Below are 19,849 nucleotides of genomic sequence, written 5' to 3' on the forward strand. Positions count from 1 at the left end.
TGGTGACAATATCGTCACGAAGACGTGTCGGTGTAGCGGAGGAGCACCGGGAACGCGGCCGCGAGCAGCACGGCGACCACCGCGGCGGCGATTCCGCCGGCGACCCACGACACCGTCGCGTTCGTCACGTCGGCCACCGAACCGGCCCGAAGGTCACCGAGACGTGGACCTCCGGCCACCACGGCGAAGAAGACGCCCTGCAGCCGGCCGCGCATCGCGTCGGGTGCGCTGAGGAGCACCGTCTGGCGGTACACCCCGCTGATCATGTCGGCCGCACCCGCCAATGCCATGAAAGCTACACATGCCCACAGCCACGGGACCGCTCCCGCCGCCGCGACGGCGAGCCCCCAGCCGACCACGGCGCCCACGAGCGCGATGCCGCGGCGGTGCACCCGGTTGATCCACCCCGACGTGAGCCCGGCGAGCACGGCGCCGATCGCGATCGAGGAGTACAACCAGGCCAGCGACGATTCCCCGAAGCGCTCGTCGGCGACGACCGGGAACAGCGCCTTGGGCATGGCCAGCACCATGGCCGCGATGTCGATCGCGAACGTGAGCAGGATGAGCCGGTGCCCGGCCAGGAAGCGCAGGCCGACGCCGATGTCGCGCACGCCGGCGGACTGCTTCTTGCCGGTCGGCGGCAGGGCGGGCAGCCGGAGCGCGGCCCAGAGCACGACGGTGAACAGCACGGCGTCGACGGCGTAGGCGGCCGAGAAGTCGAACGCGGCGATGGCGATGCCGGCCCCGACCGGGCCGCCGATCGCGGCCACGTTGGACACGGTGAAGCCCAGCGTGTTGGCCGAGGCGACCTCCTCCGGCCCGACCAGGGACGGGATGATCGCCTGGCGCACGGGGCTGTTGATGCCGAACGCGGCCGACTGGGCGGCGATCAGCCCGAGCATCAGCCAGGCGTTGTCCAGGTGCAGCACGGCCTGCGCGAACAGCCCGAGCGTGGTGAGCCACATCAGCACCGAGCTGACCAGCAGCACCTTGCGCCGGTCGTAGGCGTCGGCGATCGCCCCGCCCCAGATCGAGAACACGATGAGCGGGATCAGGCCGACGAAGCTGGCGATGCCGACCCACAGCGCCGACTTGGTGATGGCGTAGACCTGCACCGGGACGGCGACGGCGGTGAACTGCACGCCGAAGAAGGACACCGCGTTGCCGATGAAGATCCGCCGGTACGGCCCGTGCCGCAACGGCCGGATGTCGATCGCGTGCCGGCGCAGCCAGCCCCGGTTGCCGGCCTGTCGCTGCTGCTGCTGCTCTTGTTCGTCCTCGATCGACGTCACGGTGCGAGCCGTTCGATCTTGGTCACACCGTCCACCATGGCGTACCGCAGGCGGTCGTGCAGGCGGCTCGCGCGACCCTGCCAGAACTCGACCTCCTCCGGCGCGACCCGGAACCCGCCCCAGTGCGGCGGCGGCTCGATCGGGCCGTCCCCGAAGCGCTCCTCGGCCGCGGCCAGCCGGTCGTCGAGCTCGGCCCGCCCCCCGATGACGGTCGACTGCGGGCTGGCCCAGGCGCCGAGCTGGGCGCCCCGCGGACGCACGGCGAAGTACTCCTCGGTCTCCTCGCGGGCCACCCTGGCCACGGAACCGCTCACGATCACCTGGCGGTGGAGGTGGTACCACGGGAAGACGAGCGTGGCCCGCGGGTTCCCGGCCAGGTCCTGCCCCTTGCGCGAGTCATAGTTGGTGAAGAACGTGAAACCGCGGCGGTCGTACCCCTTGAGGAGCACGGTCCGCGCGGATGGGCGGCCCTCGGCGGAGGCGGTGGCCAGCAGCATCGCGTTGGGCTCGGGGAGGCCGGCGTCCTGCGCGTCGGCGAACCAAGTGGCGAACTGGTCAAGCCAGTTGTCCGCCAAGCCGTCCTCGCCGAACTCGCCGGAGTACTCGGTGCGCATGCGCGATAAATCTTGCGGTGATGTGCTGGGTCTCACCCTCACATCCTTCCTCCGGCGATCGAATTTGCGTGAAGATGTGTCATGCAGGACACATCTGAGCCTCCGTTCAGTCGGCATTCGCCGCCGACTCGGGTGAAGATGTCTGGGAAGTGACACCCCGATTGCCGTCAGGAGTGCGTCATGTCCGATTTCAAGCCGGGACTCGAGGGCGTGATCGCCTTCGAATCGCAGATCGCCGAGCCTGACAAGGAGGGCGGCGCGCTGCGGTACCGCGGCGTCGACATCGAGGATCTCATCGGCCAGGTGTCCTTCGGCAACGTTTGGGCCCTGCTGGTCGACGGGAAGTTCGGCCCGGGCCTGCCGCCCGCCGAGCCGTTCCCGGTGCCGGTGCACTCGGGTGACATCCGCGTCGACGTGCAGTCCGCCGTCGCCATGCTCGCCCCGTACTGGGGCCTGGGCCAGCTGCTGGACATCGAGACCCCGCAGGCCCGCGAGGACCTGGCCCGGGTCAGCGTCACCGCGCTGTCGTTCGTCGCGCAGGCGGCCCGCGGCCTCGGGCTGCCGGCCGTGCCGCAGAAGGAGATCGACAAGGCCGAGACCATCGTCGAGCGGTTCATGCGCCGCTGGCGGGGCGACCCCGACCCGCGGCACGTCAAGGCGGTCGACGCGTACTTCATCTCCGCCGCCGAGCACGGCATGAACGCCTCCACCTTCACCGCCCGCGTGGTCGCCTCCACCGGCGCCGACGCGGCCGCCTGCATCTCCTCCGGCATCGGCGCCCTGTCCGGCCCGCTGCACGGCGGCGCCCCGTCGCGGGTGCTCGGGATGATCGAGGCGGTCGAGCGCAGCGGCGATGCCGAGGGCTACGTGAAGGGCGTCCTGGACCGCGGCGAGCGGCTGATGGGCTTCGGGCACCGGGTGTACCGCGCCGAGGACCCCCGCGCCCGCGTGCTGCGCCGCACCGCCAAGGAGCTCAACGCGCCGCGCTTCGGCGTCGCCGAGGCCCTGGAGAAGGCGGCGCTGGAGGAGCTGCACGCCCGCCGCCCCGACCGCGTGCTCGCGACCAACGTCGAGTTCTGGTCGGCCGTCGTGCTGGACTTCGCCGAGGTGCCGGCGCACATGTTCACGTCGATGTTCACCTGCGCGCGGGTGGCGGGCTGGAGTGCCCACATCCTGGAGCAGAAGGAGCTCAACCGGCTGGTCCGGCCGTCGGCCAAGTACGTCGGCCCGGCGCCGCGCAAGCCGCAGGACGTCGAGGGCTGGGACCGCATCCCGCACGGGGTCTGATCTCACCCGGTGTGACGCTGATTAATTTTCTCCGGGGTGCGGCATAGAAGGTGGCAGGATCCGCGAGGTACCCGCTGCCGCCGCACCCCGGGAGTATCCGCATGGCTGACATCCGCATTCCGGACGAGATCAAGCCCAAGGACGGGCGCTTCGGCTCCGGTCCGAGCAAGGTGCGGCCCGAGGCCGTGCAGGCCCTCGCCGGCGTCGCGTCGACGTGGATGGGCACCAGCCACCGCCAGAAGCCGGTCCGCGACCAGGTCGCCCGGCTGCGCCGCGGCCTCGCCGAGCTGTTCAGCCTGCCCGAGGGCTACGAGGTGGTCCTGGGCAACGGCGGCAGCACCGCGTTCTGGGACGTCGCGGTCTTCGGCCTGATCCGGGACCGGGCGCAGTTCGCGAGCTTCGGCGAGTTCGGGGCCAAGTTCGCCGCGGCCGCCAAGAAGGCCCCGTTCCTGGGCGAGCCGACCGTGATCAAGGCCGACCCGGGCACCGGCGCGTTCCTGCGCGCCGAGGACGGTATCGACGCGTACTGCTCGCCGCAGAATGAGACCTCCACTGGGGTAGCGGTGCCGGTGCAGCGTTTGCACGGTACAAACGAAGGCTCTTTGCACTTGACTGACGCAACCTCGGGTGCTGGCGGCCTCGATGTGGACGTCGCCCAGACGGACGTCTATTACTTCGCGCCGCAGAAGGGCTTCGGCTCCGACGGCGGCCTGTGGTTCGCGCTCATGTCGCCGGCGGCCATCGCGCGCGCCGCGGAGATCAAGGAGTCGGGCCGCTACATCCCCGACTTCCTCGACCTGCAGACCGCGATCGACAACTCGCGCCTCGAGCAGACCTACAACACGCCGGCCCTGGCCACCATCTTCATGATGGCCGAGCAGGTCGACTGGATGCTGGCCGGCGGCGGCCTCTCGTTCGCGGCCAAGCGCAGCGAGGAGTCGGCGTCGCTCCTGTACGGCTGGGCCGAGCGCTCCAGCGTCGCCACCCCGTTCGTCGCCGATCCGGCCGTCCGCTCCAACGTCGTCGGCACGATCGACTTCGCGGACGCGATCGACGCGACCGCCATCTCCAAGGCGCTGCGGGCCAACGGGATCGTGGACACCGAGCCGTACCGCAAGCTGGGCCGCAACCAGCTGCGCATCGCCATGTTCCCGGGCGTCGACCCGGCCGACGTCGAGGCGCTGACCGTGTGCATCGACCACGTCATCGAACGGCTCTGATCTGCTTTTCCCCGGCGCGGCGCACGAAGTTCCAGCTAGGGTTGCCGTACTGTGACCGGAAGGCGCCGGCCGATGGCGCCTGAAGCGGGTGGGACGGAGGCACGCGATGCGGCCTGTGCGATTCGTCGCCCTCTCGGAGGACGGCCAGGCGTTCGTCCTTGCCGACGAGGTTGGGCGACTGCTGGCGCTGCCCATCGACGACCGTGTCCACAGTGCCCTCCGGCCTGATCACGCCCACCCGACCAGCACGCCCGAGACCGGCTCCTCGCAGCTCGCGCCGCGCGACATCCAGGCCCGCATCCGCTCCGGCGAATCGGCCGAGGAGGTCGCGCGGGTCGCCGGCGTCCCCGTCGACCGCGTCCTGCGCTACGCGGGCCCGGTGCTGCAGGAGCGGGCCATGCTCGCCCAGCACGCCCGGCGCACGCGGCTGAAGACCTCGGAGCGCGGCTCGTCCCTGGCCGAGGTGGTCGACACCCGGCTCGGGCAGCACGGCATCGACACCGAGAAGATCTCCTGGGACGCGTACCGCCGCGAGGACGGCACGTGGCGGATCACCGCGACCTGGCCCAGCGGCAAGGCGACCGCGCAGGCCGTCTGGGAGCTGGACAAGACCCGGCAACTGGTGGCGCCGCACGACGACATGGCGCAGTACCTGTGCACCGAGCGCGGCGCCGGGGCCCTCGGCCAGGAGCCGCCCGCCCCCGAGCGCTCGATGCCGAGCCGCGGCGAGACCAGCCGCGGCGACCTCGGCCTGCGCCCCGACGCCGTGCGCAGCGGCGGCCACGAGCCGATGCGCCCCACCACCCCGGAGCGCCGCCCGGGCGGCCGCACGCTGGGCAACGACCCGATCCGCGCCGGCCGCGACGCGCTGCTGGCCTCGCTGGACCGCCCGCTCGGCTCGCAGCCGGGCGAGGAGGCGGCGCCGGTCGTGCAGCCGCCGGCCAAGCACGAGCGCGCGCGGGGTGCCGCGGCGCTGATCGGCCGCTCCCCGTTCGACGAGGACTCTGATCAGAGCAAGGAAGTTCCGGCGGTACCGTCGCTCGCCGTGCTCCGCCCGCGCCGCAACACGACGTCGGCGGCCGGACCGGTCGACCAGCCGTCGGCGGCGAACGAGAAGCCGCGCAAGCGCCTGCCCAGCTGGGACGACGTGCTCTTCGGTGGCGCCCCGGCAGCCAGGGAGACCTCTTAGTAGGTTGGTGTGCATGGAGTACACCAACCTCGGGCGGACCGGTCTCTCTGTCAGCCGGCTCTGCCTGGGCACCATGAACTTCGGCCCCAAGACCACCCCGTCCGACAGCTTCGCGATCATGGACCGCGCGCTGGACCACGGGATCAACTTCTTCGACACGGCCAACGTCTACGGCTGGAAGATCGGCGAGGGCATCACCGAGACGATCATCGGCAACTGGATCGGCCAGGGCGGCGGCCGCCGCGAGAAGATCGTCCTCGCCACGAAGGTGTACGGGAAGATGCGGGAGTGGCCCAACGGCCAGGGCCTGTCCGCGCGCCACATCATCGCCGAGGCCAACGCGTCGCTGCGCCGGCTGCAGACCGATTACATCGACCTGTACCAGATGCATCACATCTCCCGCAGCACGCCGTGGGAGGAGATCTGGCAGGCGATGGAGGTGCTCGTCGCGCAGGGCAAGGTGTTGTACGTCGGGTCCTCCAACTTCGCCGGCTGGCACATCGCGGCCGCCCAGGAGTCGGCGAAGTCCCGCCACTTCCTCGGCCTGGTCGCCGAGCAGTGCATCTACAACCTCATGGCGCGCACGGTCGAGCTGGAGGTGCTGCCGGCGGCCCGCCAGTACGGCCTGGGCGTCATCCCCTGGTCCCCGCTGCACGGCGGCCTGCTCAGCGGCGCGCTGGCCAAGCTGGCCGCGGGCGAGGCCGGCCGCAGCGGCGAGGGCCGCGCCGCCGACGACCTCGAAAAGAACCGAGCGGCGATCGAGCAGTTCGAGAAGCTCGCCGCCGAGCTGGGCGCGGCCCCCTCGAACCTGGCCCTGGCCTGGCTGTTGGCCCAGGACGGCGTGACCGCCCCGATCATCGGCCCCCGCACGAACGAGCAGCTGGACGGCGCGCTGGGCGCGCTGGAGCTCACCCTGACCCAGGAGACGCTGGACCGCCTGGACGAGCTCTTCCCGCCGGTGGGCAAGGGCGGCCCGGGTCCGGAGGCCTGGGCCTGGTAGTTCGTTGTTGCTGGCGCCGGTTCATGCCGGCGCCAGCTTTGTTTCGGCCAGCACGTCATATTCGGGGTGGGGACCGAGCCGGCTCCGCATCAGGCGTACGTCCTGCATGCGCCATTCGGGCCCCCGGTACTGGCTGAGCAGCTCAAGATCCGCGGCCAGTTCCTCTTTTGTGAGCACGTCCCCGGGCCGCGCGATGGTGACGTGCGGCTGCCAGTCCCGCCGGTCGAACGGCAGCCGGTGCCTGCGCAGCGCCTTCCGCACCGCGACGCCGAGCTGCCTGAGTGTCTTGCCCTCGTCTTCGGTCTCAAGCTCCGCGACCAGATGCTTGAACTGCCGGCGCCCGAGCGTCTTCCCTCCGGCAATGCGCACGGTGGGCGCCACCGCCGTTTCGAGCTCGCGCAACGCCCGGGTCGCGGCATCGGCATCCTCGACCTCCCCGATGAACGCCACGGTGAGATGCCACCGCTCGGGCGAGGCGAGCCGCACCGACCGCTCCCGCGGCCGCGCCACGGCCAGTCGGTCTACCACTTGCTTGAAGTGCTCCCGCACCTCGACCGGCGGGTACGCCGCCATGAACACCCTCAAACGCTGTTACCGCTTCCTATCTCCCTGCGCAGCACGAGCCCGGCCCGCTGCAACTCCCCCTCGACCCGCAGCCGCTCGAGCTCGAGATCGATCCCCGACACCTCGTCGAGATGCTGCTCAATGTCCAACTGCGCGCAGGCGGTGTGCAACCCTTCGTCGTACGCCTCCTGCACCGCCACAAACCACACCCGCGACCGCGTAGCCACGCTTTCCCGAAGCCGGTTGAGCCGCCGCAGATCCCCGGCGACCTGCTCGATCGGCGGCCCCACGAGCCGGCTCGGGTCCTTGACCTCGTCGCCCTCACGCGGCGCCCGCCCGATCCGCCACTTCGTCCTGGGCTCCCGCGCCTGCCGCCGCCGCTTCCGCTCATCGAGCCGCGCCCGGGCGCGCCTGGGCAACATTCGGCGGACCCGCTCCCACCCTTGGGGAACGACCTCGCCACCGGACATGAGCAGCACGCACACGAAACACGGAGCCACGGCGATCAGCCCAATGACTCCGGCCACCAGCAGGCCGTGCAGGACGCCCACGTTTTGAGACTAAGCTCACACGAGAACGACCGCCACCGATTTGCCCTCCTTCGTCAAGCCAACTTCCCCACCCTCCGTTCGGACGCCGCTCGCCTGGCTTTTGCGACCACCAAAGTCTCGCCGCTGGACGGATGCGTCCCGAACGGACGGGCGCCGCGTTGAGGCCGCGCCGCAACGGTGGCTGCATCACACCGGGTCGCCGTCAGGGGTTTCGCCGCGCCAGAGCCGCGCCGGATCGATCGCCGCGCGGGGTGGTACCGCGTCGCTGAGCAAGAACCGGTCGGCACCATGTGCTCCCCGCCCCGCCATGCGACCCGGCTCGCCCTGGGCCCGGCTCACGCAATCGCCACACGGCCGGCTCGCCCGGGGCCCGCCTCGCGCAGCTCGCCACACGGCCCGGCTCGCCCTGGGCCCGGCTCACGCAATCGCCACACGGCCGGCTAGCCCTGGGCCCGGCCCACGCAATCGCCACACGGTCCGCGCGGGTGCAACCTGGCTCGGCTGGCCCGGCTCGGCTGGCCCGCCTCACGCAGTCGCCACACGGCCCAGCTCACTCTGGGCTCGGCTCACGCCCCTCGCCACGCGGCCCGGCTCGCCCTGGGCCCGGCTCACGCAATCGCCACACGGCCCGCGCGGGTGCAACCCGACTCACCTGGCCCGACTCGGCCGGCCTGCCCAGCACCCTCGCCACGCGGCTCGCCCTACCCCGCTCTAGCTCGCCCCGGCCCGGCCGTCGCCGCGTGGCTCGCACGGGTGCAGCTCACCCGACTTGTAATCGGAAGGTTGGGGGTTCGAGTCCCCCCGTCGGATCTTTCGCACGCAGTGCGCTCCACACGTGTGACAGCACCCCGACTCGCCCTGGCCCGACTCGCCCTGGCCCGACTCGTGCGCTCGCCACGCGGCTCGCGCAGATGCAGCCCGGCTCGGCTCGCCCTGCCTGGCCCCGGCCCCGCCCGCCCCGCGCCCTGACCTGGCCCTGCCCCGCCCTGACCTGGCCACTGCCCGCCCGCGCCCTGGCCACCCCCGGCCGGCCCCGCCCGCGGTCGCCGTGCCGTCGGTGGGTGAGGCCGAGCAGGCGCCGCCCCCTCGTCGTCGCCTGCTCAGCCGTCACCGCCAGGTTCCCGGGGCCCGCCCGGGAAGGGCTTACTGCGTCCCGGCCCTCAGCAGAGTCCGGAGCTCCGCGATTGCCTCCTCGTCACCCTTCACCTCGATCGGTTGATGCACATCGGTCGTTGGGTTCGTTTCGCGTGCCCAAAGCCATCGCAGAAGTGCGCCCGGAGAGCCCGTTACCGTCGCGGAAGGTGGAGGCGTCGTGACGGAATCGTCGATTGCGGTGACCAGCACGTGCTGGGGCGTGGCCTGGACCTGCCAGCAGCGGGACGGGAGCATCCGGATCTCGGCCACATGCCCCTTGGCCTGGGCCAGCGGCTGCTCGAAGTCGTCCGTCCACTGGGTCGAGCCGTAGCCGATGAAGAGCTCCAGCACCTCGTCCACCCCGTCCGCCGCCAGGTCGTCGGGGATCGGGGCCGGGTCGGCGTTGTGGGCGATCTCGGCGTCGAGGCGGTGGATGAGCGTCTCCTGGGCCATCCGCCGGATCCAGAACTTGACCGTCTGGTCGGCCGCGTGCCAGGTCGTCGCCTGGTCGCCGTCGTGGCGGCGGGAGAATTCGTGGGTCAGCGCACCGTACCCGCGGTCGAGCAGGCCGATCGGGTCGTCAGTGATCTCCGGCGGCCACGGATCGGGCCAGGAGCCGAGCCGCATGACCTCGGCCTTGTGCAGGTACACCAGGCCGACATGGCGCACCAGATCGCCCACGGTCCACAGCGGGCAGGTGGGCACCTTGGCCGTCAGACCGGCCCCCGCGACGTCCCGCAGGCGCATGTAGTCGGCGGCCAAACACTGCAACAGTCGCGATCGCTCCATGCCCGTGACTCAACCACACAGGTACGACAAAAACGCCGACGGCCGCACCATCAAGATGCGGCCGCCGCGACGAAGTTCTACCGAACCGCCGGCCGGACGGCCGGCACCCCCGAAGCCCGCTCGTGGACGTGCACGTTCAGGCGCGGCCGCAGCGCGACGTGGATGCGCCCGCCGGCCCGACGCAGCTGCAGTACGCCCAGGACCACCGCGGCGACCAGCGAGATCCCGCCGCCCACCAGCACGCCCGAGCGCGGGCCGTACTGTTCCGCGCACCAGCCGATGACGAGGGAGCCGATCGGGGTGCTGCCGAGGAAGACCAGGACGTACAGCGCCATGACCCGGCCCCGGAAGGCCGCGTCGGTGCCCAGCTGGACCCGCTGGTTCGCCGCCTGCGCGAAGTAGATCATGAAGAATCCGGTCGGCACCAGCAGTACAACCGCGGTCACGAAATTCGGCGAGAATCCGACCAGCGTCTCGAATCCGGCGAACAGGATGGCCGCCGCCAGAACGCGATAGACCGACGGTCGGGCGCGCCGCCGCGAGCTGGCCAGGGCACCGGCGAGGGCGCCGATCGCGATCGCGGTGGTGAGCAGGCCGAAGTACTTCGCGTCGACGTGGAACTCCACGCGGGCCAGCACGGCCAGGGTCAGCTGGAAGTTGAACCCGAACAGGCTCACCACGAAGACGAGCAGGATGGCCAGGCTGAGGTCTGGGCGCTGCCAAACGTACCGCAGACCGTCCACGGTCCTCGCCTCGCTGGCGGCGATGGCGTCGCGCTCCACGCGGTACAACTCGGCGGGTGTCATTCGCGCCAAGGAAACCAGCGGCGCGGTGCAGAGGACGGCCGTGAGCAGGAAGATCGGGCCGGTCTTGTCGTGCAGGAGGGCGATGATCACCCCGGCGACGGCGGGCCCGACGATGCGCGCGGTGTTGAAGGTCGCCGACGACAGCGACAGCGCGTTGGGCAGCAGGTCCTTGTCGACCAGTTCGGACACGAAGGACTGGCGGACCGGGGTCTCGATGGCGCTGATGACGCCGAAGAGCGCGGCGGTCACGAAGACCCACCACAGGTTCGCGATCCCGATGACGACGAGCACGCCGAGCAGGGTGGCCACCACGGCGGACGCGGCGTTGGCGAACAGCAGCAGGCGCCGCTTGTCGAAGCGGTCGGCGAGCTGGCCGCCGTAGAGGGTGAGCAGGAGTACCGGCGTGAACTGCAGCGCCGTGACGACGCCGAGCGCGGATGCGGAGTTGTCCGAGAGCTGCAGGACCAGCCAGTCCTGCGCGGTGAACAGCATCCAGGTGCCGAGGAGCTTGATGAGCTGACCGATGGTGAACAGACGGTAATTGCGAACCTGTAACGAGCCGAACGTGGTGCCGATCATGCGCTGCGCCCGATCCTCCCCAATATCTCGGCGGCCTTGGTCAGCACCTCTCGTTCCTCCGGGGTGAGGGCCATGAGCTGCTTGGCCAACCACTCGTCGCGGGTGCGGCGGTGCTCGGCCACGACGGCGCGACCCGACTCGCTGGCGGCGAGGATGACCTGCCGCCCGTCGGTCGGGTGCGGCGAGCGCTGGATGAGACCGCGGTCCTCCAGCTTCGCGACGATCTTGGTGAGGGTGGGCGGCTGCACCCGCTCGACCTCGGCCAGCTCCCGCGGCGTCAGCGCGCCGTTGAGCTCCAGGCTGGTCAGCGCCGACAGCTGCGTGATCGTGAGGTCGCCGATGGGGCGGGCCTGACGCAGGCGGCGGTTGAGGCGGGTGATGCTGTCCCGAAGGGCCGCCGCGAGCTGGGCGGCGGCGAGTCTGGGCACTCGAACCATCACGATAGTTAGCTTACCTAATGAGCATGGCTAACGACCTGTGCCATCGGTCACGCACGCGCGGCACCAGGAGGTACCGTGTGCAGCGTGACCACGCCGCCCAAGCCGCTCGACCCGCCGATGGTGCCCTTCGCCGTCGTGGGCATCGCGCTGTGGCTCATCGCCCTGCTGGTCATGCTCCCGTTCCGCGACGACCTGGCCGCGCACGGGCACGGCAACTGGTTCGGCATCGCGGTCGCGGGCGCGATCTGGGGCATTCCGGGCCTGACCGCGATGGTCGTGCACGATCGGAACCGGCGGCGGCGCCGAGCCCGGGAGCAGGCGGCGTCCGATTCGTTCAAGACGGACGCGCCGACCGCCCCATAGCCTGGGGTCCATGAGACTGAACGTATTCGGCCTGGTCGTGGCCGACATGCCGCGCGCGCTCGCCTTCTACCGCCGACTGGGCCTGGACGTGCCCGAGGCGGAGGACAAGAGCCCGCACGTGGAACACGTGCTCGACGGCGGCGTCAAGCTCTGCTGGGACACCGTCGAGACGGTCCGCTCGTTCATGCCCGAATGGTCCGCGCCGACCGGCGGCAGCCGCATCGGCCTCGCGTTCGAGTGCTCGTCGCCCGCCGAGGTCGACCGGGTGTACGGTGAGCTCGCCGCCGCCGGCCACGACGGCCACAAGGCGCCCTGGGACGCGTTCTGGGGCCAGCGCTACGCCGTGCTGCACGACCCCGACGGCAACAGCGTCGAGCTCTACGCCGCCCTCTGAAGCAGAGCCTGCATCGGTACTCCGGCCAGCGCCTTCACATCGCGCGCCAAGTGGGCCTGGTCGGCGTACCCGGCACTCGCGGCCGCCGCGGCATACGCGACACCGCCCCTGGCCAGGCCCAACGCGTCCTGCAGGCGGAGGATGCGGCCGAGGGTCTTGAGGCCGTAGCCGTACAGCGCCAGCCCCCGCCGGTGCAGCTGCCGCTCGCTCAACCCGACCTCGGCGGCGATCCCGGCCACCGTCCACCCGGCGCGCAGGCGGGCCGTCAGCCGCGGGGCCAACGGGTCCGGCTCCCGGTCGGCGGCCATTGCGAGCAGCACGGACTCGAGCACGGCGCCGGGGTCGGCGGCCTCGTCGAGCCGTTCGGTCAACCGGCGCACCGTCGTTTCAGACCAAAGAGCCCGCAGTGGTACCCGCTGATCGCGCAACTCCCACGCCGGCACCCCGAGCAGCGCCGGACCCTGGCCGGGCGCGAATCGCACCGCGGCGGATCGCTGGCCGGCGTGGCTCCACGACAGGTGCGCCGTCGTGTCGGGACCGGCGACATACAGCTCACCGTCGCTGTGGATGACGTCCATGCAGCCGTCGGGAAGGATACGCGCGGGACCGTCCCGGCGCGAACGCTTGCTCCATACAACGGCGCCGCGCAGCCGCGACGCTCGCTCGATGTACCCGAACTCAGCCGTGCCCATAGGGTTCGGCGGGTTCGTCGCCGTCCACGGAGCCGGGCGCGTGGCCGACCGCGACCTCCTCGACCTCGCTGTCGTCGAAGACCGTCGGCAGCTCGTCGACCGCCTGGACCTGCTCCACGAGGACCTCGGAGTGCGCGCCGCAGCCGTGGTCGGCCGAGACCACCTGGGCGTCGTCGGGCGCGTACTCGTTGCCGCACACCCCGAACGCCAGCCGCAGCGACCCGGCCAGCTGCAGGTAGAAGCCGCACGAGCCGCAGCGGGCGGCGGCCGGGGCGCCCACCGAGATGGGCGCGTTCGGACCGCGATCGCCGTCGTACCAGCGCTGCGCCGTCTCCAGCCGCCCGTCCCGGGACATCACCCGGGCGCGGCCGAGGCCGATCTCGCGGTTGACCTCGTCGTCGGCCGGGTCGTCGGACTGCACGTACCCGGGCTGCAGCCGCGGGTCGTCCGGCGGGGTCGGCAGCAGGTCGCCGACGCCCAGGTCGCCCGGCTGCAGGCGCTCCTGCCACGGCACCCACTCGGGCGCGCGCAGGGCCTCGGGGCCGGGCAGCAGCGTCGACTCGCAGATCGTGACCTGCTTGCTGCGCGGTATGCGGGTCACGGTGACGGCCCAGCGCCAGCCGCGGTACCCGGGCAGCCCGCACTCGAAGAAGTGCGTGACCAGCCGCTCGCCCTCGGCCACGACGCCGAGATGGGCGCCGATGTGGTCGGGATCGACGACATCGAGGCCCTGCAGCGCGACCTCGACCGCGTCCGTCAGGACCTGGTCGGGCTTGGCGGCGCGGCCGCTTCCTCGCGTGGGTGCAGTCGAGGCAGTCACGGGTCCATTCTTGCTCATCGCCGCGCAGGTTGAGCACGGCGCCCCGTACCGATCTTCTCTTCGCTCTTCTCTTCCGCGTTGATCACGCTCCTGGCCCGCGTTGAGCAGGGCGCCGCGGCGCGGGTACGGAAAGTGTCGTACCCATGGTTCAGGATGGTGGCATGTCGGTGATTCGAGGAGTGGCGCAGACCGTGGTGACCACCGTGCGCGCGGCACGGGTCGCGACGGTGGGCACCACGCGCGCGGGCCGGTTCCTCGGGCGCAACCTGCTCCGCGTGCGCGAGCGCGGGGCGGGCGGCGAGGCTGGCATGCTGCGCCTCCTCGACCTGCATGCGGCTTCCTGCGCCGGCGACGCCCTGGTCGCGCTGGGTCTCGCCGGGACGGTTTTCTTCTCGGTACCAGCCGGCGAGGCCCGCGGCCGCGTGGCCCTCTACCTGCTGATCACCATGGTGCCGTTCGCCCTGCTCGCCCCGGTCGTCGGGCCGGTGCTCGACCGGTTCCGCCACGGCCGGCGATACGCGCTCGCGGTGACCATGCTGGGCCGCGCCTTCCTGGCCTTCATGCTCTCCGACCACCTGTCGAGCTGGGCGCTGTATCCCGCCGCGTTCGGCATGCTCGTGCTGTCCCGGGCCTACGGGGTGGCCCGCAGCGCCGCCGTACCGCGGGTCCTGCCGCCGGGCCTGGGCCTGTCCGAGGCGGGCGCGCGCGCCTCCGTCTTCGGGACCTTCGCGGGCGCCATCGCGCTGCCGATCGGGCTGCTCGCCGGGCAGTGGGGCCCGCAGTGGCCGCTGCGGGTGTCGATCCTGGTGTTCCTCTGGGGCATGGTGACCGCCCTGCGGCTGCCGCCCCGAGCCGACTCCGACCCGCCGGAGACCGTCCCGCGCCTGTTCAAGGGCGCGCTCGGCGGGCGCAAGGTGCTCAGCGGCCGCGTGGTGATCGCCGCGCTGCTCGGGAGCGCCACGCTGCGAGCGCTGTTCGGCTTCCTGACGTTGTACCTCGCGTTCGCGATCAAGGAGGGCACGCTGCCGGTACGGCTGCTGGCCTGGAACCTCTCGCAGCAGGTGGCGGTCGTCGTGGTAGCGGGCGCCCTTGGGGTGGGGTCGTTCCTCGCCACGGCCATCGGCACCAGGCTGCGCATCCACCGCCCCGCGCTCCTGCAGGCCATCGGCATCGTGCTGGCCGCGTTCGTGGCGATCCTGGCGGCCGACCGCAACTCGCTGGGCATGGTGGCGCTGCTGTGCCTGTTCACGGCGATCGCGAGCGGCCTGGCCAAGCTGGCCGTGGACGCCTCGATCCAGGAGCGCATCGACGAGAACGTCCGGGCCAGCGCGTTCGCCCACTCCGAGACCCTGCTCATGATCGCCTGGGTACTGGGCGGCGCGGTCGGCCTCATCCCGTTCGGCGGCCAGTGGGGCCTGATCGTGGCCGCGGCGTTCGTGACGCTGGGGGCGGTGCGGGCGCTGTACTCCGCCGTGGTGCTGCGCAAGGAGAGGCTGCGCGGCGCCCCACCGGACGTGGCCGACAGCGACGCCACGACGGTCGCCACGCCGGCGACCCCGGGCGGTTCGAGCGGCCCCGGCGCTTCGGGCGGCTCGGGCGGTCCAGGCGCTTCGGGCGGTCCCGGCACTTCGGGCGGCTCGCGCGGTCCGGTCGGCTCGGGCGGTCCAGGCGCTTCGGGCGGCCGAGGCGGCTCGGGCGGCGCTGGTGGGTTTGGCGCTTCCGGTGGTTCGCGGGCTTCTGGCCCTTCCTCTACATCTGACGCTCCGACCGCACCGTGGACGGCTCCCAGCGCGGCCTCGGGCGGCGAGCGCACGACGGTTCCCCGGCCGGCCACCGCGCCGGAGGATCAGGGGAAGCGGCGGTTCGGCTTCGGCAAGCGGCGGGGCTCCCAGCCCGCGGCCGCGCCTGCGTCGGGGTCGTCAGCCTCGGGCGGTGCCCGGTCGTCGGCTCCGGCCGGTGCGGGGTCGTCGAGTGCGGGCGGTGCCGGGTCTTCGGCCGCGGGCGGCGCCAGGTCGTCGTCCTCGAGCGGCCCGGGATCGTCGGCCCGCGGCGGGGCGGGGTCCTCCGGCGGCGCGGGGTCCACGGGCGGCGCGGGGTCCTCGGGCGCAGGGTCGTCGGGCGCCGGGGGACGCTCGACCGGGTCCGAAACCGCGAACGACGTGCGGAAGACGACCGAGACGAGGAAGATGCCCGCCGTGGAGGTTGAGGACGGTTCGCCGCTGGCGCCGCCGGGGTACACCCTGTACCGGCCGTCGGGGACCGATCCGACGGCACGGCTGGAGGACGACGAGCGATGAGGCCGTTTCTGGGGTACTCGCGGACACTGATCGTGACCGCGGTCGACGCCGAACGGGAGAGCGTGCTGGCCGGGCTGGGCCTGGCCGGGCAGTCCCCCGACGCCCTCGAGACCGGCGCGCCGGTCGTGGTGACCGCCTGCGGCGTGGGCCCCGCGGCCGCCGCGGCCGTGACCGCCCAGTTCCTGACCACGGCCGTACACCTCGGCCCCGCGTTCGACCTGGTCCTCTCGGCCGGCATCGCCGGCGGCTTCGCGGGCCGGGTCGAGATCGGCGGCCTGGTGGTGGCCACCGAATCGATCGCCGCCGACCTGGGCGCAGAGTCGGAGGACGGCTTCCAGAGCGTCGACGAACTGGGCTTCGGCTCGGCACGCTGCGACGCCGACCCGACCTTGCTGCGTACGCTGCGGCAGGCCCTCCCCGAGGCGGTCGGCGGCCCGATCCTGACGGTGTCGACGGTGACCGGCTCGGCCCGCTCCAAGGAGGCAGTGCAGAAACGCCACCCCGACGCCGTGGCCGAGGGCATGGAGGGCTTCGGCGTAGGTTCCGCGGCCCGAGTCTGGCCCGGCACCGCCTTCGGCGAAATCAGAACCGTCTCGAACGCCGTGGGCCCCCGCGACCGCGGCGCCTGGCGAATCCCGCAGGCCCTCGCTTCACTGCGCGAGGTGTTCGCCACCCTCGCCGCCCGCTGACCGCTGACCACGGCCCGCCGACCACGAACCCCTCGCCTCCCTGCGCGAGGTGTTCACGAGGCTCGCCGGCCGCTGAACGCTGAGGCACCTACCGCTTTCACGGACCACTGACCGAGCACCGAGCACCGAGCACCGAGCACCGAGCACCGAGCACCGAGCACCGAGCACCGAGCACCGAGCACCGAGCACCGAGCACCGAGCACCGAGCGAGTCGACCCGCCAGACATGAATCCGCCACAGCGGCCAGGGTCGGCCCGCTGACCACGGCCGAGCGACCCAGCCAATCCGCCAGACGCGAGCCCGTCACCGCCATCAGCCTTCGAACCGCAGCACCGGTCAGTCGTCGGACCGCAGCCGTCGGCGCGCTGCCGAAGTCCCCGCCACCGGCCCGCCCCGCCACCGCCAAGTCGCGCCACCGCCGTACCAGAGGCCGCCGCCCTCGGCGCGCCGCCGAAGTCCCCGCCACCGGCCCGCCCCGCCACCGCCAAGTCGCGCCGCCGCCGTACCAGAGGCCGCCGCCCTCGGCGCGCCGCCGAAGTCCCCGCCACCGGCCCACCCCGCCACCGCCAAGTCGCGCCACCGCCGTACCAGAGGCCGCCGCCCTCGGCGCGCCGCCGAAATCCCCGCCACCGGCCCACCCCGCCACCGCCAAGTCGCGCCACCGCCGGACCAGAGGCCGCCGCCCTCGGTGCGCCGCCGAAGTCCCCGCCACCGACCCGCCCCGCCACCGCCAAGTCGCGCCACCGCCGGACCAGAGGCCGCCGCCCTCGGTGCACTGCCGAAGTCCCCGCTGCCGGGCCGCCTCGCCACCGCCAAGTCGCGCCACCGCCGGACCAGAGGGGGCCGCCGTCGGTCGTCGGGCCGGAGTCGGTCGTGGGGCGGCAGAGTCGCGAGGGTCACAGTTGGGGTTTCGTTACTCGGGGTGCGGGCTCGGCCGTGAGGGCTAGATTCGGGTTTGTGACGCTTTCGCTCGCCTTTTCGCCGTGTCCGAATGACACGTTCGTCTTCCACGCGCTTACGCATGGGCTGGTCCCGGGGGCGCCTGACTTCGACGTGACTTTCGCCGACGTCGACGTCACCAATACCGCTGCGCTCAGTGGGCGGTTTGATCTGGTCAAGGTCAGTTACGCGGCGTTGCCGTGGTTGCTGGACAAGTACACGTTGCTGCCCTGTGGTGGGGCGCTCGGGCGGGGGTGTGGGCCGCTCGTTCTGGTGAAAGACCAGAGCGTTGCGTCACTCGAGGGCAAGACGGTGGCGGTGCCTGGGGATCGGACCACGGCGTACCTGCTCATGCGGCTCTGGTCGGCCTCGGCGCCGCCGGCGCGGATCGAGGTTGTGCCGTTCGCCGAGATCATGCCGGCGGTGGCGGCTGGGAAGTTTGATGCCGGGCTGGTGATTCATGAGGCTCGGTTCACGTACCAGCGGTATGGGCTGCACGCGCTGGCCGATCTTGGCGAGTGGTGGGAGGGCGACACCGGGCTGCCGATTCCGCTCGGGGCGATTCTCGCGCATCGGGATCGGGTCGATCCTGAGCAGGCGACCGCCTGGATCAAGGAGTCGGTTCGCCTGGCGTGGGAGAACCCTCGGGTCAGCCGGGACTTTGTGCTCGAGCATGCTCAGGAGATGGAGCAGGCGGTCGTCGATCAGCACATCGCCCTGTACGTCAACGAGTTCACCTCCTCGCTCGGGCCCGACGGGCACGCGGCCGTTGACGCGCTGCTCAACCGGGCTGCGGCCGAAGGGCTCGTGCCGGCCACGCCGCTGGTGAAGGCCTAGAAACGCCGCTGGTGAAGGCCTAGAAACGCCGCTGGTGAAGGCCTAGAAACCACGCCGCGAGAAGAGCTTGCAAAGCAAAAGGGGCCCGTCGTGCAGTACACACGGCGGGCCCTTCGTTTTTTGCGACAGCGGCTAAACCTCTAGCTCCCGTGCGACCAGGTGGACGGCCTCGGCCACCGTGCGGGAGGTCTTGCGGTCGGGGAAGCGGCCGCGCTGGAGGTCGGGCTGGATCTTGGCCTCCAGCACCTTGATCATGTCCTCGATGAGGCCGTGGAGTTCCTCAGGCGGGCGGCGGTTCGCCACCGCCCGGGCCTCGGTCACCGACGGCGGGGCTTCGAGCAGTTTGACCTGCAGGGCCTGGCTGCCCTTGCGGCTTTCGACCACCCCGAACTCGACCCGCTGACCGGTCTTCAACTCACCCACATTCGACGGCAGCGCCGCCTTGTGCACGAAGACGTCTCCACCGTCGTCGCTGGTGAGGAATCCGAAACCCTTCTCCTGGTCGTACCACTTCACTCGACCCGTCGGCACGCTGCCCTGCTCCCCAGTGTCGGACCCGGTCCCGAGCGAGCCGCGTCAACGGGCGCCCGGGATTGCACACCAAGGCTAGTCACCCGAAACGGCACTTCCAACCGAGATCATGCCTTGGAGAAACGCCGGAAACGGGTACAGATCGGGGAAGACGACCGTCGCCCCGGCCGCTTCGAGTTCCTCGGCCGAGCAGGGGCCCGACGTGACGCCGACGACCGGGATGCCGGCCAGGACGCCGGCCTGCATGTCGGCCACGTGGTCGCCGACGTAGAGCGCCGCGCCGATGTCGCGGAGCACCTCGGCCTTTCCGGCGTGGAAGACGTCGCCGTACACCTGGTCCACCTCGATACCCAGGTGCGCCAGGTGGAGCTCGACGAGGCGCCCCAGTTTCGAGCTGATCACGACGATTTGGGCGGGCACACGCCGTACCGCGGCCAATGCTGCTAATGCCCCTGGCAGGGCGACCGAGGGCGTTATGGCGTGGTCGGGGTAGAGCGCCCGATAGATCCCGACCGCTTCCTCGATGCGTTCGGCGGGGAACCACTCCGCCATTTCGAGGCGGAGCGGCGGGCCCAGGCGGCTCACGGCGAGGTCGGCGTCGACATGGACCCCCGTGCTTGCGGTCAGCGCGCGCCAGGTGGCGGCGACGCCGAGCCGGGTGTCGAGGAGCGTCATGTCAAGGTCAAAGCCAATGACAACCGGTTGTTGAGACACCCTTAAGGATGCCCAGGTCACAGTGGGTACGCCAGCGAAATACAACCACGAACTCCTATTGACGGGTGAGATCCAGACCACTACCGTCATCACAACTTTTAGGAAAGT

19 protein-coding genes and 1 pseudogene are annotated in these 19,849 nt (G+C 71.6%); 9 read left to right on the top strand and 11 right to left on the bottom strand.

All coding sequences use genetic code 11. The features are described 5' to 3' along the window. Window positions 1-14: 14 nt before the first annotated feature. Entirely contained in the window at window positions 15-1,283 is a 1,269-nt protein-coding gene (locus ACQPZ4_RS48770) for an MFS transporter (RefSeq protein WP_433067065.1), read from the bottom strand. Between the two features lie 5 nt (window positions 1,284-1,288). Next, window positions 1,289-1,906 carry a pyridoxamine 5'-phosphate oxidase gene (gene pdxH, locus ACQPZ4_RS48775; protein ID WP_433052876.1) on the bottom strand — a complete coding sequence of 206 codons (618 nt, stop codon included), beginning with the start codon at window positions 1,904-1,906 and terminating at the stop codon, window positions 1,289-1,291. A gap of 180 nt (window positions 1,907-2,086) precedes the next feature. On the opposite strand from pdxH, the gene ACQPZ4_RS48780 reads away from it, so the two are divergent. The 4 genes from ACQPZ4_RS48780 to ACQPZ4_RS48795 all read left to right on the top strand — a co-directional run bounded on the left by ACQPZ4_RS48780 (window position 2,087) and on the right by ACQPZ4_RS48795 (window position 6,602). Then, window positions 2,087-3,193: a citrate synthase 2 gene (locus tag ACQPZ4_RS48780; RefSeq protein ID WP_433052879.1), complete on the top strand. Its 1,107-nt coding sequence runs from the start codon at window positions 2,087-2,089 to the stop codon at window positions 3,191-3,193. Window positions 3,194-3,294: 101 nt separating this feature from the next. After that, complete coding sequence (serC, locus tag ACQPZ4_RS48785; RefSeq protein WP_433052882.1) at window positions 3,295-4,413, top strand: phosphoserine transaminase; 1,119 nt, start codon at window positions 3,295-3,297, stop codon at window positions 4,411-4,413. Between the two features lie 106 nt (window positions 4,414-4,519). Next, complete coding sequence (gene sepH / locus ACQPZ4_RS48790; protein ID WP_433052885.1) at window positions 4,520-5,602, top strand: septation protein SepH; 1,083 nt, start codon at window positions 4,520-4,522, stop codon at window positions 5,600-5,602. Window positions 5,603-5,615: 13 nt separating this feature from the next. Then, window positions 5,616-6,602, top strand: coding sequence for an aldo/keto reductase (locus ACQPZ4_RS48795; protein ID WP_433052888.1), 987 nt, complete (start codon window positions 5,616-5,618; stop codon window positions 6,600-6,602). Window positions 6,603-6,623: 21 nt separating this feature from the next. Here ACQPZ4_RS48795 and thpR read toward each other — a convergent pair whose 3' ends face one another. The 5 genes from thpR to ACQPZ4_RS48820 all read right to left on the bottom strand — a co-directional run bounded on the left by thpR (window position 6,624) and on the right by ACQPZ4_RS48820 (window position 11,462). Then, entirely contained in the window at window positions 6,624-7,175 is a 552-nt protein-coding gene (thpR, locus tag ACQPZ4_RS48800; protein WP_433067068.1) for an RNA 2',3'-cyclic phosphodiesterase, read from the bottom strand. An 8-nt stretch (window positions 7,176-7,183) separates the two neighbouring features. Further along, a complete protein-coding gene (locus ACQPZ4_RS48805) occupies window positions 7,184-7,717 on the bottom strand; it encodes a hypothetical protein (RefSeq protein WP_433052891.1) in 534 nt (177 codons plus the stop codon). A gap of 1,143 nt (window positions 7,718-8,860) precedes the next feature. Beyond that, window positions 8,861-9,640, bottom strand: coding sequence for a maleylpyruvate isomerase family mycothiol-dependent enzyme (locus ACQPZ4_RS48810; RefSeq protein WP_433052894.1), 780 nt, complete (start codon window positions 9,638-9,640; stop codon window positions 8,861-8,863). Window positions 9,641-9,717: 77 nt separating this feature from the next. Then, window positions 9,718-11,025 (bottom strand): MFS transporter, encoded by a 1,308-nt coding sequence (locus tag ACQPZ4_RS48815; RefSeq protein WP_433052897.1) that lies wholly within the window; start codon window positions 11,023-11,025, stop codon window positions 9,718-9,720. Beyond that, window positions 11,022-11,462 carry a MarR family winged helix-turn-helix transcriptional regulator gene (locus ACQPZ4_RS48820; protein ID WP_433067070.1) on the bottom strand — a complete coding sequence of 147 codons (441 nt, stop codon included), beginning with the start codon at window positions 11,460-11,462 and terminating at the stop codon, window positions 11,022-11,024. Before ACQPZ4_RS48820 ends, ACQPZ4_RS48815 begins: the two co-directional genes overlap by 4 nt. 120 nt (window positions 11,463-11,582) lie before the next feature. On the opposite strand from ACQPZ4_RS48820, the gene ACQPZ4_RS48825 reads away from it, so the two are divergent. Next, complete coding sequence (locus ACQPZ4_RS48825; protein WP_433067073.1) at window positions 11,583-11,828, top strand: DUF2530 domain-containing protein; 246 nt, start codon at window positions 11,583-11,585, stop codon at window positions 11,826-11,828. Window positions 11,829-11,838: 10 nt separating this feature from the next. Continuing rightward, window positions 11,839-12,222 (top strand): VOC family protein, encoded by a 384-nt coding sequence (locus ACQPZ4_RS48830; RefSeq protein ID WP_433052900.1) that lies wholly within the window; start codon window positions 11,839-11,841, stop codon window positions 12,220-12,222. On the opposite strand, the gene ACQPZ4_RS48835 is transcribed toward ACQPZ4_RS48830, so the two are convergent. Both ACQPZ4_RS48835 and ACQPZ4_RS48840 read right to left on the bottom strand, forming a co-directional pair. Next, window positions 12,207-12,914 carry a helix-turn-helix domain-containing protein gene (locus ACQPZ4_RS48835; protein WP_433052903.1) on the bottom strand — a complete coding sequence of 236 codons (708 nt, stop codon included), beginning with the start codon at window positions 12,912-12,914 and terminating at the stop codon, window positions 12,207-12,209. The genes ACQPZ4_RS48830 and ACQPZ4_RS48835 overlap by 16 nt on opposite strands. After that, on the bottom strand, window positions 12,901-13,752 hold the full coding sequence (locus tag ACQPZ4_RS48840; RefSeq protein WP_433052906.1) for a DUF3027 domain-containing protein: 852 nt from the start codon (window positions 13,750-13,752) through the stop codon (window positions 12,901-12,903). Before ACQPZ4_RS48840 ends, ACQPZ4_RS48835 begins: the two co-directional genes overlap by 14 nt. Window positions 13,753-13,895: 143 nt before the next feature. Here ACQPZ4_RS48840 and ACQPZ4_RS48845 point away from each other — a divergent pair. From ACQPZ4_RS48845 to ACQPZ4_RS48855, 3 genes and pseudogenes are all read left to right on the top strand, one after another. Then, window positions 13,896-15,410, top strand: a pseudogene (locus tag ACQPZ4_RS48845) (MFS transporter); the annotation flags it as partial. A 617-nt stretch (window positions 15,411-16,027) separates the two neighbouring features. Beyond that, complete coding sequence (locus tag ACQPZ4_RS48850; protein ID WP_433052909.1) at window positions 16,028-16,720, top strand: futalosine hydrolase; 693 nt, start codon at window positions 16,028-16,030, stop codon at window positions 16,718-16,720. 957 nt (window positions 16,721-17,677) lie between these two features. Then, window positions 17,678-18,496: a 1,4-dihydroxy-6-naphthoate synthase gene (locus tag ACQPZ4_RS48855; RefSeq protein ID WP_433052912.1), complete on the top strand. Its 819-nt coding sequence runs from the start codon at window positions 17,678-17,680 to the stop codon at window positions 18,494-18,496. Window positions 18,497-18,628: 132 nt separating this feature from the next. Here the strand turns inward: ACQPZ4_RS48855 and ACQPZ4_RS48860 are convergent, their stop codons facing one another. Then, window positions 18,629-19,027 (bottom strand): cold-shock protein, encoded by a 399-nt coding sequence (locus tag ACQPZ4_RS48860; RefSeq protein ID WP_433052915.1) that lies wholly within the window; start codon window positions 19,025-19,027, stop codon window positions 18,629-18,631. 75 nt (window positions 19,028-19,102) lie between these two features. Further along, window positions 19,103-19,702, bottom strand: coding sequence for an HAD family hydrolase (locus ACQPZ4_RS48865; RefSeq protein WP_433052918.1), 600 nt, complete (start codon window positions 19,700-19,702; stop codon window positions 19,103-19,105). Window positions 19,703-19,849: the final 147 nt, after the last annotated feature.

Source organism: Dactylosporangium sp. CS-033363, assembly GCF_050942475.1.
In the GTDB taxonomy this organism is placed as follows: Bacteria; Actinomycetota; Actinomycetes; order Mycobacteriales; family Micromonosporaceae; genus Dactylosporangium.